General features: G+C 40.9%; 14 protein-coding genes and 1 pseudogene. 5 read left to right on the top strand and 10 right to left on the bottom strand.

All coding sequences use genetic code 11. The features are described from left to right. Positions 1-39: 39 nt before the first annotated feature. Positions 40-432, bottom strand: a pseudogene (locus tag ACR2F3_RS12795) (M16 family metallopeptidase); the annotation flags it as partial. Positions 433-549: 117 nt separating this feature from the next. On the opposite strand from ACR2F3_RS12795, the gene htpG reads away from it, so the two are divergent. After that, positions 550-2,439 carry a molecular chaperone HtpG gene (gene htpG, locus ACR2F3_RS12790; RefSeq protein ID WP_432710367.1) on the top strand — a complete coding sequence of 630 codons (1,890 nt, stop codon included), beginning with the start codon at positions 550-552 and terminating at the stop codon, positions 2,437-2,439. 106 nt (positions 2,440-2,545) lie between these two features. Here the strand turns inward: htpG and ACR2F3_RS12785 are convergent, their stop codons facing one another. Then, a complete protein-coding gene (locus ACR2F3_RS12785) occupies positions 2,546-3,433 on the bottom strand; it encodes an MBL fold metallo-hydrolase (protein WP_432710366.1) in 888 nt (295 codons plus the stop codon). A 63-nt stretch (positions 3,434-3,496) separates the two neighbouring features. Here ACR2F3_RS12785 and ACR2F3_RS12780 point away from each other — a divergent pair, with 63 nt between their 5' ends. Next, positions 3,497-4,090, top strand: coding sequence for a TlpA family protein disulfide reductase (locus ACR2F3_RS12780; RefSeq protein ID WP_432710365.1), 594 nt, complete (start codon positions 3,497-3,499; stop codon positions 4,088-4,090). 9 nt (positions 4,091-4,099) lie between these two features. Continuing rightward, positions 4,100-4,384 carry a hypothetical protein gene (locus tag ACR2F3_RS12775; RefSeq protein WP_432710364.1) on the top strand — a complete coding sequence of 95 codons (285 nt, stop codon included), beginning with the start codon at positions 4,100-4,102 and terminating at the stop codon, positions 4,382-4,384. Here ACR2F3_RS12775 and ACR2F3_RS12770 read toward each other — a convergent pair. From ACR2F3_RS12770 to ruvX, 8 genes are all read right to left on the bottom strand, one after another. Next, positions 4,381-5,919, bottom strand: a complete 1,539-nt coding sequence (locus ACR2F3_RS12770; RefSeq protein WP_432710363.1) for a YifB family Mg chelatase-like AAA ATPase — start codon at positions 5,917-5,919, stop codon at positions 4,381-4,383. The two genes, ACR2F3_RS12775 and ACR2F3_RS12770, sit on opposite strands and share 4 nt — an antisense overlap. 56 nt (positions 5,920-5,975) lie before the next feature. Continuing rightward, a complete protein-coding gene (gene ffh, locus ACR2F3_RS12765; protein WP_432710362.1) occupies positions 5,976-7,316 on the bottom strand; it encodes a signal recognition particle protein in 1,341 nt (446 codons plus the stop codon). An 85-nt stretch (positions 7,317-7,401) separates the two neighbouring features. After that, entirely contained in the window at positions 7,402-8,397 is a 996-nt protein-coding gene (locus tag ACR2F3_RS12760) for a DUF3078 domain-containing protein (protein ID WP_432710361.1), read from the bottom strand. Positions 8,398-8,468: 71 nt separating this feature from the next. After that, positions 8,469-9,227 (bottom strand): hypothetical protein, encoded by a 759-nt coding sequence (locus ACR2F3_RS12755; protein ID WP_432710360.1) that lies wholly within the window; start codon positions 9,225-9,227, stop codon positions 8,469-8,471. A gap of 47 nt (positions 9,228-9,274) precedes the next feature. Further along, the gene (locus ACR2F3_RS12750; protein ID WP_432710359.1) at positions 9,275-10,147 is read right to left on the bottom strand and encodes a glucosaminidase domain-containing protein; all 873 of its coding nucleotides are present in this window, start codon (positions 10,145-10,147) and stop codon (positions 9,275-9,277) included. 3 nt (positions 10,148-10,150) lie between these two features. Then, positions 10,151-10,675, bottom strand: coding sequence for a glucosaminidase domain-containing protein (locus ACR2F3_RS12745; RefSeq protein WP_432710358.1), 525 nt, complete (start codon positions 10,673-10,675; stop codon positions 10,151-10,153). A gap of 1 nt (position 10,676) precedes the next feature. Then, entirely contained in the window at positions 10,677-11,312 is a 636-nt protein-coding gene (locus ACR2F3_RS12740; RefSeq protein ID WP_432710357.1) for an O-methyltransferase, read from the bottom strand. 10 nt (positions 11,313-11,322) lie between these two features. Further along, the gene (ruvX, locus tag ACR2F3_RS12735) at positions 11,323-11,736 is read right to left on the bottom strand and encodes a Holliday junction resolvase RuvX (protein ID WP_432710356.1); all 414 of its coding nucleotides are present in this window, start codon (positions 11,734-11,736) and stop codon (positions 11,323-11,325) included. 47 nt (positions 11,737-11,783) lie between these two features. Here ruvX and ACR2F3_RS12730 point away from each other — a divergent pair, with 47 nt between their 5' ends. Together ACR2F3_RS12730 and ricT are read left to right on the top strand one after the other, a co-directional pair. After that, positions 11,784-12,932: an ATP-binding protein gene (locus tag ACR2F3_RS12730; RefSeq protein ID WP_432710355.1), complete on the top strand. Its 1,149-nt coding sequence runs from the start codon at positions 11,784-11,786 to the stop codon at positions 12,930-12,932. Between the two features lie 2 nt (positions 12,933-12,934). Next, on the top strand, positions 12,935-14,357 hold a 1,423-nt coding region (gene ricT / locus ACR2F3_RS12725), incomplete at its 3' end, for a regulatory iron-sulfur-containing complex subunit RicT (protein ID WP_432710354.1).

Raw genomic sequence — 14,357 nt, 5'->3', positions numbered from 1 at the left:
GAGTTGTCCCTCTCTATTGTCTTCCTAAGCCCGCTTGGCCTCCGACTTACTGATTTCGTCGAGTATAACACTTTTTTCCTTTTCCATTTCTTCCTCTGGAAAAGTAGAATGGAAAATAATATCATTGAAGAGCTCAAGGGTTCGGTCAAGGTAGGGGTTTAAAAACGATGCGTGTACACAAGTGTACTCTTTTGTAGTATACGCATTTAAATCTGCGCCCACGCTTTCCAGACGGTTCAAAATTTGATTGGTACTTCTTTTTTCCGTCCGTTTAAAAATAAGGTGTTCGATAAAATGAGCTAAACCAGATTGATCGTCTTTCTCATCCCTTGAACCACTATTAATGAGGATACAGGCATGAGAAATGGTAAAGGCCGAGGGTACATTCAGCAGACGAATGCCGTTGGGTAAGGTATGAACGTTATATTCCATATGCGGCACAAAGATACGCAACTGTAGCTTAAGCTGTTTACTGTCAAAATGACAATATTTAAGAATGGAACAACGCTTGATAGATGGGAAACGTATAACAAAAAATTAGTCAAATATATGAGCATAGAAGAAAAAGGAAGTATTTCCATACACACCGAAAACATTTTCCCAATCATTAAAAAATTCCTGTACTCAGACAATGAGATTTTTTTAAGGGAGTTGGTGTCCAATGCGGTTGATGCAGTACAAAAAATCAAACGTTTGGCAGCGTTAGGTCAGTACAATGGAGAGCTTGGCAACCCGATGGTTGAAGTGGCTTTGGATGAAGAGAAAAAGACCATTACCATTTCAGATAATGGTTTGGGGATGACTGCTGAAGAAATCAAAAAATACATCAACCAGGTGGCTTTTTCTGGGGCAAGTGAGTTTGTAGAGAAGTTTAAAGACGCCAAAGATGCTAATGAAATCATCGGTAAATTTGGTTTAGGCTTCTATTCTGCCTTTATGGTGGCTGATTTGGTAGAGATTCAAACTTTAAGTTATCAGGACGACGCTACACCTGCGCGTTGGGTTTGCGATGGTAGTACCTCTTATGAAATTACAGACGGTTCGCGGGCCACTCGCGGTACCGATATTATCCTGCACATCAATTCAGAATCGGAAGAGTTTCTAAGCAAGAGCAAGCTGGAACAAATCCTTGATAAATATGGTAAGTTCTTACCAGTTCCTATTAAATTTGGAACCAAAACAGAACAAGTAGAAGACGGGCAAGATGAAGAAGGAAAGCCAAAATATACCTCAGTAGAGGTTGATAACATTATCAACACTACTAACCCGATCTGGACTAAGGCACCTGCAGATTTGTCAGACGCAGATTATCTGGATTTTTATAAACAACTATATCCTTTCTCTGAAGACCCTTTGTTCTGGATACACCTGAATGTAGATTATCCTTTTAACCTTACCGGTGTATTGTACTTCCCGAAAGTGAAGAACGATTTTGATATGCAACGCAATAAAATCAAGTTGTTCTCACGTCAGGTATTCATTACTGATGAGGTAAAAGATATCGTTCCTGAGTTTTTGATGTTATTGCATGGCGTAATTGATTCACCAGACATTCCATTAAACGTTTCAAGAAGCTTTTTGCAGGCCGACAGCAATGTGAAAAAAATCAACAGTTACATTACTAAGAAGGTAGCTGATAAGTTAGCAGAACTCTTTAAAAATGACCGCAAAGGTTATGAAGATAAATGGAGTGATATTGGCTTGTTCGTAAAATATGGTATGGTGACCGAAGAGAAGTTTTATGACAAAGCTAAAGACTTCGCCTTATTGACCAATACGAAAAACGAGAACTTCACATTAGAGGAATACAAGGAAAAAGTTAAAGATATACAGACCGATAAGAATGGTCAGGTGGTTTATATTTATACTAATGATCCTGCTAAACAAGATAGTTTTATCCAGTCTGCCAATAAAAAAGGTTACGATGTGTTATTAATGAACTCTCCGATCGATAACCATTTTATCCAAAGCTTAGAGCAGAAATTAGAAAAAACTGCTTTAAAGCGCGTAGACTCCAGTGTAGCTAGTAAGTTGATTGAAAAGGATGAGTTAGCTGAATCTGTGTTAACGGAAGACCAGACTAAAAAGGTTAAGGAAGTTTTTGAAAAAGCGATTACTAAACCGGGCATGCATGTAGAAGTGGTAGGTTTAAATCCAGATGAACACCCTGTTACAGTAACTATGGACGAGTTTATGCGTAGAATGAAGGACATGGCCCAAATGGGCGGTGGAATGAGCTTTTACGGTAATATGCCCGACAATTATAAGGTAGCTATTAATGGTAACCATAAATTGATTTCCCGTATATTAAAGAGCGAGAGTGAAGAAGAGCAGATTACACTGGCTAAGCAAGCTGTTGACTTAGCTTTATTAGCGCAAGGCATGCTTACCGGAGCAGAATTGACAGAGTTTGTAAGCAGAAGTGTAGAGTTGATCTAAACCGAGCTTTTATAATAAAAAATAGCCCGCTGCGAAAGTAGCGGGTTATTTTTTTGACTTCTAATCACGCTTTTCAATAGCCAGTTATTTGCTTTTCATGTGATGGTTACTTGCTTTTCAAGCCTCGCACAACGGTAAATGCAAGGATTGCAGAAAGTGCCACCACCGTTCCTAAAATCACTTTACTCAGTCCGCCGTTTTTTCCGTCGTTCACATAACGGCCATGTTTTGGAATGGCAATTTCTGTAAAGTGATCAACCAGGCGTTCCAGTTGAGAGGTGAGTTCTTCGCCTTGCATGGTGGGCCCATGGCCGGTTGCGGCAATAGCAGGCCTCAGGTCTTTCAGTTTACGTACCGATAATGCTGCTGAAACCCAGTTCGGTGTAAAGTACTTCGGCGGACCGGAGATTTGCTTTTTATTTGTCAGCACACTAAATGCAGACTCGGCCTGGGTGGTTACAAAAGCATCACCTGCAATCAATACTTTATCACGGCCCCTGAACAGCGATATGTGCCCTGGCGTATGGCCTGGCGTGTGAATATATTGCCAGTCTGGCATATTGGGAAGGGTACCATCTTTTGCCAGCGTATGTACACGGCTGCCCAGGTTAATCGGGCTGTTTGGATATAGAAAGGACATCGCGCTCATCATTCCACCACCCACGGATGGATCTGCCGGAGGGAAGGAGGTACACCCTGTTAAATATGGAATTTCTTGCTGGTGTGCATACACCTGCACCTTCCAGGTTTTTAATAACTCATGAAGTGCCCCGATGTGATCAAAGTGTCCATGAGTTAACACAATAGCTGCCGGTGGATTATTTTCGCCAAAAAGCTCCTCAGCCATCTTTTTTATGCGGCAAGCACTACCGCGCACGCCCGCATCAACCAGAACCCAGTCCTCTGGACCTGTCGCAATCATGTAAATATTTACAAAGACGATCTTCAGTCCCCAAATGCCTGGGGCAATTTCCGTATATTTATGCTCTTCCATACCGTTATATTAGTTGTTCTGCATAAAACAACAAATGTTCGTACAGGTTTTGAATTAGTTTATATGTCGAAAATCACTTCAGTTTTTAATAAAAAAATAATCACTAATTTTCTGTTCTTTACAGCCATTTTGGTGCTGCTGTTTGTTCCTTCCGCCAAAGCTTTCCTGATAAAGGGGTTGATGAAAATCGGCTTGTTTAAGCCTGCCGCCACAGAAAAACAAATGGATAAGTCAATAAATTTATCATCAGTTAAATTTAGGAATAGCAAAGGTGTAGTGGTTGATTTAGGCAGTTTGAAGGGTAAAGTTGTTTTTATTAACTTCTGGGCTACCTGGTGTCCACCCTGCCTTGCAGAAATGCCTTCTGTAAACAAATTATATGAACAGTTTAAAAACAATCCAAACGTCTTATTTTTATTGGTCGATGCAGACAGTGATTTCGAAAAATCACAAAAGTATATGGACAAGAAGAAGTATGAATTACCAGTTTATGCGGTGGCTAGTGCAATTCCGGACGTGCTTTTTAAAGGGTCATTGCCCACAACCGCGGTACTTGACACTGCTGGTGATATGGTGTACCATGGCGAAGGGGCGGCAAATTATGCCGATAAAAAATTTATTGAATTTATAGAAAAACTAATCACGTTAAAAAAATAGAGATAGATTATGTTACAACCATTTGATGTTACCCTAGGCAACATAGATTATGCAGTGTTTCCAGAAGGAGAAAATACGTATGTTATTTTTAAAGATGGCCAGGAGCACCTCCACATTCAAAAAGATACCGAGTTACAATGGATTAAATTAGATCCCAAAACAGGCATGCCGCTGTTTGAGACAAATGATGAGGTGAACCTGTTAGGTAAGGAAATCCTGGCGCATATTGCTGAAGTTGGTGACGACCAGGACGACACGGCTACGGGTTTCGTTGTTGGTGAAGAAGAAGATTAATTCGCCCAGTTATCCCGGTCGAGGCTCCTGTAATGAATCGCCTCGGCCAGGTGTTCCATTTCTATCGTTTCACTCTCTGCCAGATCTGCAATAGTTCGGGAAACCTTGAGTATCCTGTCATATGCCCGGGCTGATAAACCCAGTTTTTCCATTGCTTTTTTGATTAGTGAACGCCCGGCGTCATTAATCTGACAGATATTCCTCACCATATTCGGACTCATTTGAGCATTACAATGCAGGCTTGTACTAGCCGCAAACCGCAGGTCCTGTTTTTCTCTTGCTTTTATAACCCGATTCCTGATGCTGGCACTCCTTTCAGCCTCCTGCAGGGAGGACAGTTCATTAAAATTTACAGGTGTTACCTCAACATGCAGGTCAATACGGTCCAGTAAAGGGCCTGAGATTTTACTTAGGTATTTTTGCACAATGCCAGGGCCACAGATGCACTCTTTATCTGGATGGTTATAAAAACCACAAGGGCAAGGGTTCATGGACGCAATGAGCATAAAACTAGCGGGATATTCCACGCTTAACCTTGATCTGGAAATGGTAACCTGCCTGTCTTCCAGTGGTTGACGCATCACTTCTAATACGGATCTCTTAAACTCGGGTAGTTCGTCAAGAAACAATACGCCGTTATGCGCCAGGGAAATTTCTCCAGGTTGCGGATTTACACCGCCGCCAACCAGTGCCATGTCAGAAATGGTGTGGTGTGGACTGCGGTATGGCCTTTCGGTCATTAAGGATTCTGCTGCATTTAATTTCCCCGCAACGGAGTGAATTTTAGTGGTCTCCAGGGCTTCCTGAATATTTAGTGGTGGCAGGATGGTAGGCAGCCGTTTGGCCAGCATGGTTTTACCTGCACCCGGGGGGCCAATCAAGATGAGGTTATGACCACCCGCAGCAGCTATTTCTAAGGCTCGCTTAATGTTTTCCTGGCCTTTAACATCCGAAAAATCCTGTTCATAGTTACACACGTTTTCATAGAATAGTTCCCTTGTTTTAACCACCACAGGTTTAAAGCCACTGCTGTTAGTGAAAAATTCAATCACCTCCCGCAGATTTCTCATGCCATAGACATCTAGGTCATTTACGATGGCTGCTTCCCTGGAATTGTCAATAGGTAAGATGAATCCTTTAAAACCAGCGCTTCGGGCTTGTATGGCAATAGGTAATGCGCCTTTTATGCCTTGTAAGCCGCCGTCTAAAGACAGTTCTCCCATGATGAAGTATTGATGGAGGTCTTGTTGTTCAATTTGCCCTGAGGCAGCTAAAATTCCGATGGCGATAGGAAGGTCGTAAGAGGAGCCCTCTTTACGGATGTCGGCAGGAGCCAGGTTGACCACAATTTTCTGCCTGGGCATTCGCAGCCCGGCAGTTTGTATGGCACTTTCAATTCTCCGTAAACTTTCTTTAATGGCATTGTCGGGTAAACCGACTATGTGGTATCTGTTTCCTCCGCCAATGCTAACCTCAATGGTAATGGTTAATGCATTGACTCCAAAGACGGCACTTCCAAATGTTTTTACAAGCATATTTGTCAATCAAATAAGCCAATGTAAGTTAATGGAAGCCTGGAGTGGTTAAATATTTACATTTTGCCCTGAGGCATTTTAGGCATGTTTTTCATCATTTTAGCGGCAGCTGCGGGATTAGAGAATTGTTTCATTACTTTTCGCATGTCTTCAAACTGCTTAATCAGCTTAGTTACATCCTCTACCTTATTTCCAGAGCCATTAGCGATTCGGATACGTCGACTTTGTCCTATGGCATCCGGATTTTCCTTCTCATACTTTGTCATGGATTGAATAATCGATTCAACACCTTTAAACGCATCGTCTTCAATCTCAACATTTTTCATCATTTTACTTACACCAGGAATCATGCCCATCAGGTCTTTCATGTTACCCATTTTTTTGATCTGCTGGATCTGGTTGTAAAAATCGTTAAAGTCGAATTTGTTCTTACGAATTTTCTTTTGAAGTTCAGCAGCTTCCTTTTCATCAAACTGCTCTTGAGCACGTTCAACAAGTGATACCACGTCACCCATACCCAGGATACGGGAAGCCATACGATCTGGATAAAATACATCCAGGGCTTCCATTTTCTCTCCTGTACCAATGAATTTGATGGGTTTGTTAACAACCGACTTAATGGATAACGCAGCACCACCACGAGTATCACCGTCGAGTTTGGTTAACACTACTCCAGTAAAGTCTAACCTGTCGTTAAAAGCTTTAGCGGTATTAACAGCATCTTGTCCAGTCATCGCGTCAACCACGAATAGGATTTCGTGTGGCTTGGTACTGGCTTTAACGGCAGCAATTTCATTCATCATCGCTTCATCAATTGCCAAACGACCAGCGGTATCGATAATGATGACGTTGTTGTTTTGTGATTTACCTGCAGCTATACCCTCCATGGCAATAGCAACCGGATCTTTAGAATCCTTATTGGCATAAACCGGAACGCCGATCTGTTCACCAAGAATCTGAAGCTGGTCTACTGCAGCCGGGCGATATACGTCGCCCGCAACCAATAATGGTTTTTTTCCTTTACTTTTCAGGAAGTTAGCTAGTTTTCCGGAGAAGGTGGTTTTACCCGCCCCGTTTAAGCCAGCAATTAATATAATTGTAGGGTTGTTTTTTAAATCAAGGTCTGTTACCTCACCGCCCATTAAGGCCGTAAGTTCGTCGTTCATAACTTTCGTCAACAACTGACCCGGTGAAACAGCCGTAAGAACGTTTAAGCCTAATGCTTTTTCTTTAACCTCATCTGTAAAAGATTTGGCTGTTTTATAATTTACGTCGGCATCCAATAGAGCTTTGCGAATTTCTTTCATGGTTTCAGCCACGTTGATCTCCGAAATGCTTCCCTGTCCTTTTAGAACTTTAAATGCACGGTCTAGTTTATCCTGTAAATTCTCAAACATTTTCTTTAGTACTTAGTGTTCAATTTTTTGTAGAAGGCAAAGTTATTAAATTTGCTCGAATGAACGGCGATAAAAGCTTAATCTTTTACCTTGGAAATATAAATATCAGTCCGAGCGATAAAGTTTGGCTTCCCTGAATCTTATCTGATGGTGAATTTCTGTCATAAAGCCCAACACCAGTAATTGTAGTATTCATGAAACGGTTTACTTTGGCCGTAAGCGCGACATCCAAACGATGGTTTGTGTAACCAAAGTTGTCATAGGGAATAAATGACATGTATTTAGATTTCAGATTGATGTTATGAAAAATGTCTTTATCAAAGTTGATCACTATTTGAAAAGCCAGTTCATTTTTAACGGTGGAACCAATTGGGACACCAAAATTATTACTATTAGTTCTATATAAGGTCGTATCTAAAACAAAAGTTTGTCGGGCAGTACCTGTACCAATCCTGGTGGAAAAGTATGAATTTGGTTTATACTCAAAACCTATAGATTCAGTTAGATAACCCGGTGACATGAACTTTGAAAGCAATTTATCTGTACTTTCTACATCGTTTTCTCTTTTGTAAGAAAAACCTTTGTCAAACTGCGATTCAAAGTTTACGGATCCAAAGAAATACCAGTTTTTAGACAACTGCATGGCCGCTTTATGATCCCAGTAAATCCTGTCGACGGTTTTCTTCTCCAGTTGGTTTTTATTCTTTACTTTTCCGTAGTTTAAAATAACCTCACTGGTGTAGCTGAAATCCTCTTTTCTGTATTCAGTCCTATAATTGATAATTCCCGCAAGGGCTAATGAATTTACACCACCACCTGTCCAGTTGTCACTAAAAGCAGCCTGGTTAAGGTTAATGCCCACAGAGGTTTTGGTATTCCAATAATTAATTTTGGAACTCACCACTTTTGGAGGTATAGAAAGAGGGGTAAAAGTAAGTGTACCCGGTTTTGATGGCAGGGGACTGCGTTTCAACTTGATCTGAAGATCCTTCGTGTTAATAGGTACGGTGTCTATCTCCTGGGCCATGAGGCCTGCCGATGCTAAAAAAGTCAGTAAAATGCTGATATAAAAACCTTTCATTAATACAAAGAAAACAAAAATGTTCCTTATCGAAGACCAAAAAGGGAACAAAATGACATTTTAGTATTTTATTAAGGGGCTATTTGCTCAATAACCGGTTGTGGCAGGGGTTTTAAACGTAATGCCGCCCGATTTCTTTTATAGGCTTTGTAATTATTTTTAATGAACACGATGAAGGCATAATCTGATGCTGCCAATACAAATTCATAGGTTGGCCGGTATTGTTGCATAAAGTCGGTGAGCTCAAAATCGCTGATGCCAAGCATGCGATGTACAAATTCAGGCCTGAAGCGGAAATCGATGATCTGTTCTTTATAATCTTTCTCCAGAATAGCCTGCAGCCTGCGTGCATTAGCGCCCTTTCTGCTTAAAAGGTTATAAATGGCATCAATGCCCAAACCTACGCCACCACCGCCAAGGTTGAGCAAGTCTTTGGAGCTGCCCCTGTCTAAAGCATATTTATATTCTTTAAGGGTTTTCTCGTGTTGCTCTTTAGGGTTTGGCATGCTGCCGATAATTTTCACTTCTTTTAACCTGATGAAAAGAGGATTAAGTTGGAAATATACAGCGTTTTGTCCTTTATAAACAATGGTATCAACGGCATAGCCTTGCAGGGCAGCAAATAAAGTGTCGCCAGGGAGGGCCTTCAATGTAAATTCACCTTTATTGTTATTGTAAACCGCAGCATCTGTACGGGAGTTATAGATATACACTTTTGCCAGTCGCTGGTGCGTGTTTTTATCCATCACAAATCCAGGGAAAGTTTTTTCTTGCGCCAGGGCGCTGCAGGAGAGCATTAAGAAAAATATATAGAGTCCTGTAAGTTTCATTATTTGCAAAACTACGACATCAGAAGATGTCATGTTTTATATTAACATTATTTAACTACCTGTAGTTGCTGTCCTATTTTAATACCTACATCAAAAAGGTTGTTCAATGCTTTCAGTTCATCAACGGTCAGGTTATAGCGTTTAGAGATGTTAAACAAGGTATCTCCTGACTGTACCGTGTGAAACTTTTTGCCTGTAACACTGCCTGTGCTATTATTCTTGCTGGTTTCTGCGCCTGCAATTATTTTTTTAGCCTCAGGCACATCCACAGGTTTAAATTTTTGTTTCTCCAACGGAATATTTTCATTGATCTCGGTAAATACACGGTCTTCGCGAAGGATTTTTTCTCTTTCCGTTTCCGGAGAGTCGTATTGATGCAACTTGTATTTATTGATCAGGTTGATCAATAAATTAGGATATTGAGGATTAGTGGCATAGCCAGCTTGTTTTAAGCCATGTGCCCAATTGACGTAGTCATTTTTGTCGAGCTCAAATAAAAAGCTGTAACGTTTCCTTTTTAAAAATTCAGAGTGGTCCTTATAAGATTCCCGGGCATCTTTATACACACGGAAGCAATCATTTTGCTGATCGTCATCTTTATAATAACCCTTGCCCTTCCAGTCAGAAGTACATTTTACGCCAAAGTGATTGTTTGCATATTTAGCTAAGCTGCTGTTTCCGCTGCCGGATTCAAGGATTCCCTGTGCCAGGATAATGCTTGCCGGAATGCCATACAAGTTCATTTCTTCAATGGCTACAGTTTTAAAAGCATCAATGTAACTCAATGTAGAATATGCGGTGTAATCAGGATTGCTTTTCGTTGCTTGTTTCTCTATCTGCCGGTTGTTTTTACTATATTTTCTTGATGTACACGAACCTAAAATGATGATCAGAAGGGAAAACAGTAACTTGTATTTCATTATTTACTTTAACTTTGATAAGGGTAGAACAGCATTTAAATACTGACCATGCTTGGTATCGTATTTAAAAAGCTCATATTTTTTAATTAGCGCAATCACTTTGGTAGACCACAGTTTACTGTGTGCATACCCACCGCGCTGGATACCTTTTGCCCAGTCTACGTAATCATCTTCATCGTACTTGTCAAAAAGACGGCTAAAAGCCGATTTGTTTTGAAGTACATCAATGAAGTGATCGTAGGAATCCTCTACCGAAGAGTAGCCCTTGTAAGCTGATTTAATTTCTTTACTGGAGTTTTGCCCTTTTACACCGAAATGATTGTTAAGGTACTTGGCGATTTTACTGGTGCCGGCAGCCGATTCATGAATAGCAACAGCGAGAATGATACTTGCCGGAATCCGGTTTTCCCGCATCAGCTGCTGCGCATAAGCTGCATTGTTGTTGATGTATTGTAGCGTGGTTTGAGCGTGGGATGCAGTTGCTGTAAACAGCAAGGCTATCCAGATAAACATTAGCTTTTTAATCATATTATTTTTTTCTTATGATGAATATTCCGTCGCGAACGGGCAAGATCATTTTCTCTACCCGATTGTCTTTTGCTATCTTATCATTAAATGTAACAATATTTTTTGTGTCTTTATCTTGTTGATTACTAAGTACTTTTCCACTCCACAAAACGTTATCCACAATTATGAGCCCTCCCGGCCTCACGCGGTCGAAAATTAAATCGTAATAAGTACCATTATTTTTTTTATCCGCATCAATGAAAACAAGGTCAAAAACCTCGTTTAAGGTGTTGATTGTTGTTGTGGCATCACCAAGGATATATTGGATTTGTTTGTCGTAACTGGATTGTGCAAAACTTTTCCGAACCATATCTTCCAACTCGGTGTTGATGTCCAATGTGTAAAGAATTCCATCCGGTTGTAAACCCTCTGCTAGACAAAGTGTTGCATAGCCCGTAAAAGTTCCTATTTCCAGAATGCGCTGTGGTGCAATAAGCTTGCTTAGCATACTGAGCACTCTACCCTGGTAATGTCCGGAGAGCATACGTGGCATCAGCACCTTTAAGTTTGTTTCCCTGTCAATTTTCTGGAGCAGCTCGCTTTCGGGCTCACAATACTTCAGTAATAATTGCTGCAGGTCTTCATTTATCATGCTCATATGGGTTTAATTAACGCTGTTCTTGCATGAAATATTGTAGGATGATGGTTGCCGCAATGGTATCCACCCTTTCTTTGTTCCTGCGGTCCTGCTTTTTAAGGCCGCTTTTCATGATCGTTTCCTGTGCAAGTTTAGAGGTAAAGCGCTCATCTACCCAGAATTGTGGAATGTCTGGAAAATTCTTTTTCAAGCTGGTAGAGAAACCTTTTACATGCTGAAAAGATGCTGATGGTGAGCCGTCCATTTGCTTGGGATTTCCAATAACAAAGGCTTCCACTTGTTCTGTTTGTAAGTATTTTTTTAAATATTCCAGGATTTCCTTGGGGTGTATAGTGTCCAAACCGGTCGCAATAATTTGCAGTGGATCTGTAACGGCAACCCCGATATGCTTGGTACCATAATCGAATGCGATAATACGTGCCATTTTACAAATATGCAAAACCATATTAAAAAATTAGTATTTTGCACCAAATGCAGTTTAAAGAGATCATAGGACAAGAAGCTATAAAACAACAATTGATACAAACAGTTGTTGAAAATAGAGTGAGCCATGCTCAGCTATTTCTTTCTACTTCGGGCAGTGGTGCATTACCATTGGCCATTGCCTATGCGCAATACATCAACTGCCTTCAAAAAACGGATACTGACAGCTGCGGTACTTGTGCTTCCTGCAGGAAATATAGTCGTTATATCCATCCAGACCTGCATTTCTCTTATCCTTTTTTCGCTTCTAAGGATGTGAAGTTAGCCACAGATGTATTAGGACAGTGGCGAAAAATGCTGCTCAAAGATCCCTATTTTGACCTTGACATCTGGCGCTCACAGCTGTTGGCAGAAAATAAACAGGCTAATATCAATATCGCCGAATGTCATGATATCATCAAAAAACTAAGTTATAAAGCTTTTGAAGGCGAAACTAAAGTTTTGATCTTATGGCTGCCAGAATTTTTGGATAAAGAAGGCAATGCTTTATTGAAAATTATTGAAGAACCGCCAATGAACACCCTCTTTTTATTGGTGGCCAATAACCAGGAGCAAATCTTGTCTACTTTGTTATCAAGGACGCAAATTGTCAAAATACCCAAACTGCCCCATGCGACCATAGAAAATTACCTGATGGAAAACCATGGTCTATCAGCACAGCAGGCTCAGGAATATAGTTTTCTGGCAGATGGCAATTTAATTGAGGCCAAACTTTTGGTGGAGAATACCCAAAATGACCATGCAGAGAAATTTGCCGGGTGGCTAAGAATGGGCTATAGCAACAAAGGTTTAGATCTTCTGGCTTTTGTAGACCAGGCGGCAAGCTGGGGCAGAGAAAATCAAAAAAACTTTTTAAAGTACGGCATCAGTTTCCTCAGGGAGTGCAGCATCATTTTAAGTGGTGCCGAAGAACTGGTGAAATTACCACCAAGAGCATTGGAAACGGCGAAAAAGTTGTCGGCCAATGTGCTTGATATCAATATGGCTGCGGCCATTATTGCGGAGCTGGAAGCTGCTCATTATCACATCGAACGGAATGCGAATCCTAAAATTCTGTTTTTAGATGTATCTTTACAATTGGTTAAAATAATCAAATTTAAAACGCTCCCGAAAGGGACTCAATATATATATAAATAATTATGGGATGTGGAAGTTGTTCAACAGGAGGCGGTTGCGCCCCTGCAGGCTGCAAAAGTAATGGCAATTGCCTTACTGGAGGCTGCCAGAAATTAGAAGTTTACGATTGGCTGTCGAATTTAGATATGCCTTCCAATTATATACCTTTTCAAGTAGTCGAAGTTAAATTTAAAGGCGCCAGAAAGGAGTTTTTCCTCAATAATGATAACATTTACCTGGAGATTGGTGAGCTTGTTGCCGTTGAAGGACCAACAGGAGGTTATGATATTGGCCACGTTTCTTTAACAGGAGAGTTGGTGAGAACGCAAATGAAGCGCCGCAAAACTACCCTTGACCAGGTAACGCGTAAAATTTACCGTAAAGCATCTGAAGCAGATGTGGAACGTTGGAAATTGGCCAAGGATATGGAATGGGAAACCATGCATAAAGCACGTAAATTAGCCTTGGACCTGCGCTTGTCGATGAAAATCAGCGATGTAGATTACCAGGGTGATAAAACCAAAGCTACTTTTTACTACACTGCTGAAGGTCGTGTGGATTTCAGAGAACTGATTAAGAAAATGGCGGAAACGTTTAGGATCAGGATAGAAATGCGCCAGATTGGGATGCGCCAGGAAGCCGGAAGATTAGGTGGTATTGGTTCATGCGGTAGAGAATTATGCTGCTCAACGTGGTTAACCAACTTTAAAACCGTTTCTACGGCTGCGGCAAGGTACCAGAACCTGTCTTTAAATACTTTAAAGCTTGCTGGTCAGTGTGGTAAATTAAAATGCTGCTTAAACTATGAGCTGGATACTTACCTGGATGCTTTAAAAGATATTCCAGACCGTATTGAAAGCTTACAAACAGAAGTTGGTGTAGCACGTCACCAAAAAACGGATATTTTCAAGAAACTGATGTGGTTTAGTTATGCTAACCAGGAAGATTGGATTCCCTTGAAAGTGGATAGGGTGAAAGAAATTATGGCCATGAACAAACGTGGACAAAAACCGGTTAACCTTAAAGAAGAGGCTGTTGAAGTAGAATCGTCAGCAGTGATTGAAAAAGTGCTTGATTATGAAAATGTGGTAGGACAAGATAGCCTGACCCGTTTGGATGATAAAAGAAACAAAGCTAACCGCAATCAGAAAACCCCTAACCAGCGCAATAATGCTACTACAGGCAGAACCGAAAGGCCAGCTCGCCCACAGCAAGCAAGGAAAACTGGTGATGCACCTAAGAAACCAGAGCAGGTTAAAGCTACAGGAGAGGTTGTAAAACGCCCGCCACACGTAAAAAGGGTTATTGAAGATAGCAAAAAGCTTGTAGAAGCACAGCCAGGGCAACCTGTTGTGAGTAAAAATAAAAGCTCAGCGAAAGAGTCTCTTCGTTTCGCTTATTGGTATTTTCAGTATGCTTGGCGTGAGTATCGGCGTTTTTGCGCTG

This window comes from Pedobacter sp. (assembly GCF_045627485.1).
GTDB lineage: Bacteria > Bacteroidota > Bacteroidia > Sphingobacteriales > Sphingobacteriaceae > Pedobacter.
The sequence above is the reverse complement of the archived record's forward strand: the minus strand, read 5'-3'. Positions and strand labels throughout refer to the sequence as shown.

Excerpts from the sequence above, each read along its gene's own strand:
- ACR2F3_RS12760 (WP_432710361.1), bottom strand. The coding sequence starts at position 8,397 with ATGAAAGGTTTTTATATCAGCATTTTACTGACTTTTTTAGCATCGGCA.
- ACR2F3_RS12780 (WP_432710365.1), top strand. The coding sequence starts at position 3,497 with ATGTCGAAAATCACTTCAGTTTTTAATAAAAAAATAATCACTAATTTT.
- ACR2F3_RS12745 (WP_432710358.1), bottom strand. The coding sequence starts at position 10,675 with ATGATTAAAAAGCTAATGTTTATCTGGATAGCCTTGCTGTTTACAGCA.
- ACR2F3_RS12775 (WP_432710364.1), top strand. The coding sequence starts at position 4,100 with ATGTTACAACCATTTGATGTTACCCTAGGCAACATAGATTATGCAGTG.
- ruvX (WP_432710356.1), bottom strand. The coding sequence starts at position 11,736 with ATGGCACGTATTATCGCATTCGATTATGGTACCAAGCATATCGGGGTT.
- ACR2F3_RS12740 (WP_432710357.1), bottom strand. The coding sequence starts at position 11,312 with ATGAGCATGATAAATGAAGACCTGCAGCAATTATTACTGAAGTATTGT.
- ACR2F3_RS12770 (WP_432710363.1), bottom strand. The coding sequence starts at position 5,919 with ATGCTTGTAAAAACATTTGGAAGTGCCGTCTTTGGAGTCAATGCATTA.
- ACR2F3_RS12755 (WP_432710360.1), bottom strand. The coding sequence starts at position 9,227 with ATGAAACTTACAGGACTCTATATATTTTTCTTAATGCTCTCCTGCAGC.
- ACR2F3_RS12730 (WP_432710355.1), top strand. The coding sequence starts at position 11,784 with ATGCAGTTTAAAGAGATCATAGGACAAGAAGCTATAAAACAACAATTG.
- ACR2F3_RS12785 (WP_432710366.1), bottom strand. The coding sequence starts at position 3,433 with ATGGAAGAGCATAAATATACGGAAATTGCCCCAGGCATTTGGGGACTG.
- ACR2F3_RS12750 (WP_432710359.1), bottom strand. The coding sequence starts at position 10,147 with ATGAAATACAAGTTACTGTTTTCCCTTCTGATCATCATTTTAGGTTCG.
- ffh (WP_432710362.1), bottom strand. The coding sequence starts at position 7,316 with ATGTTTGAGAATTTACAGGATAAACTAGACCGTGCATTTAAAGTTCTA.
- htpG (WP_432710367.1), top strand. The coding sequence starts at position 550 with ATGAGCATAGAAGAAAAAGGAAGTATTTCCATACACACCGAAAACATT.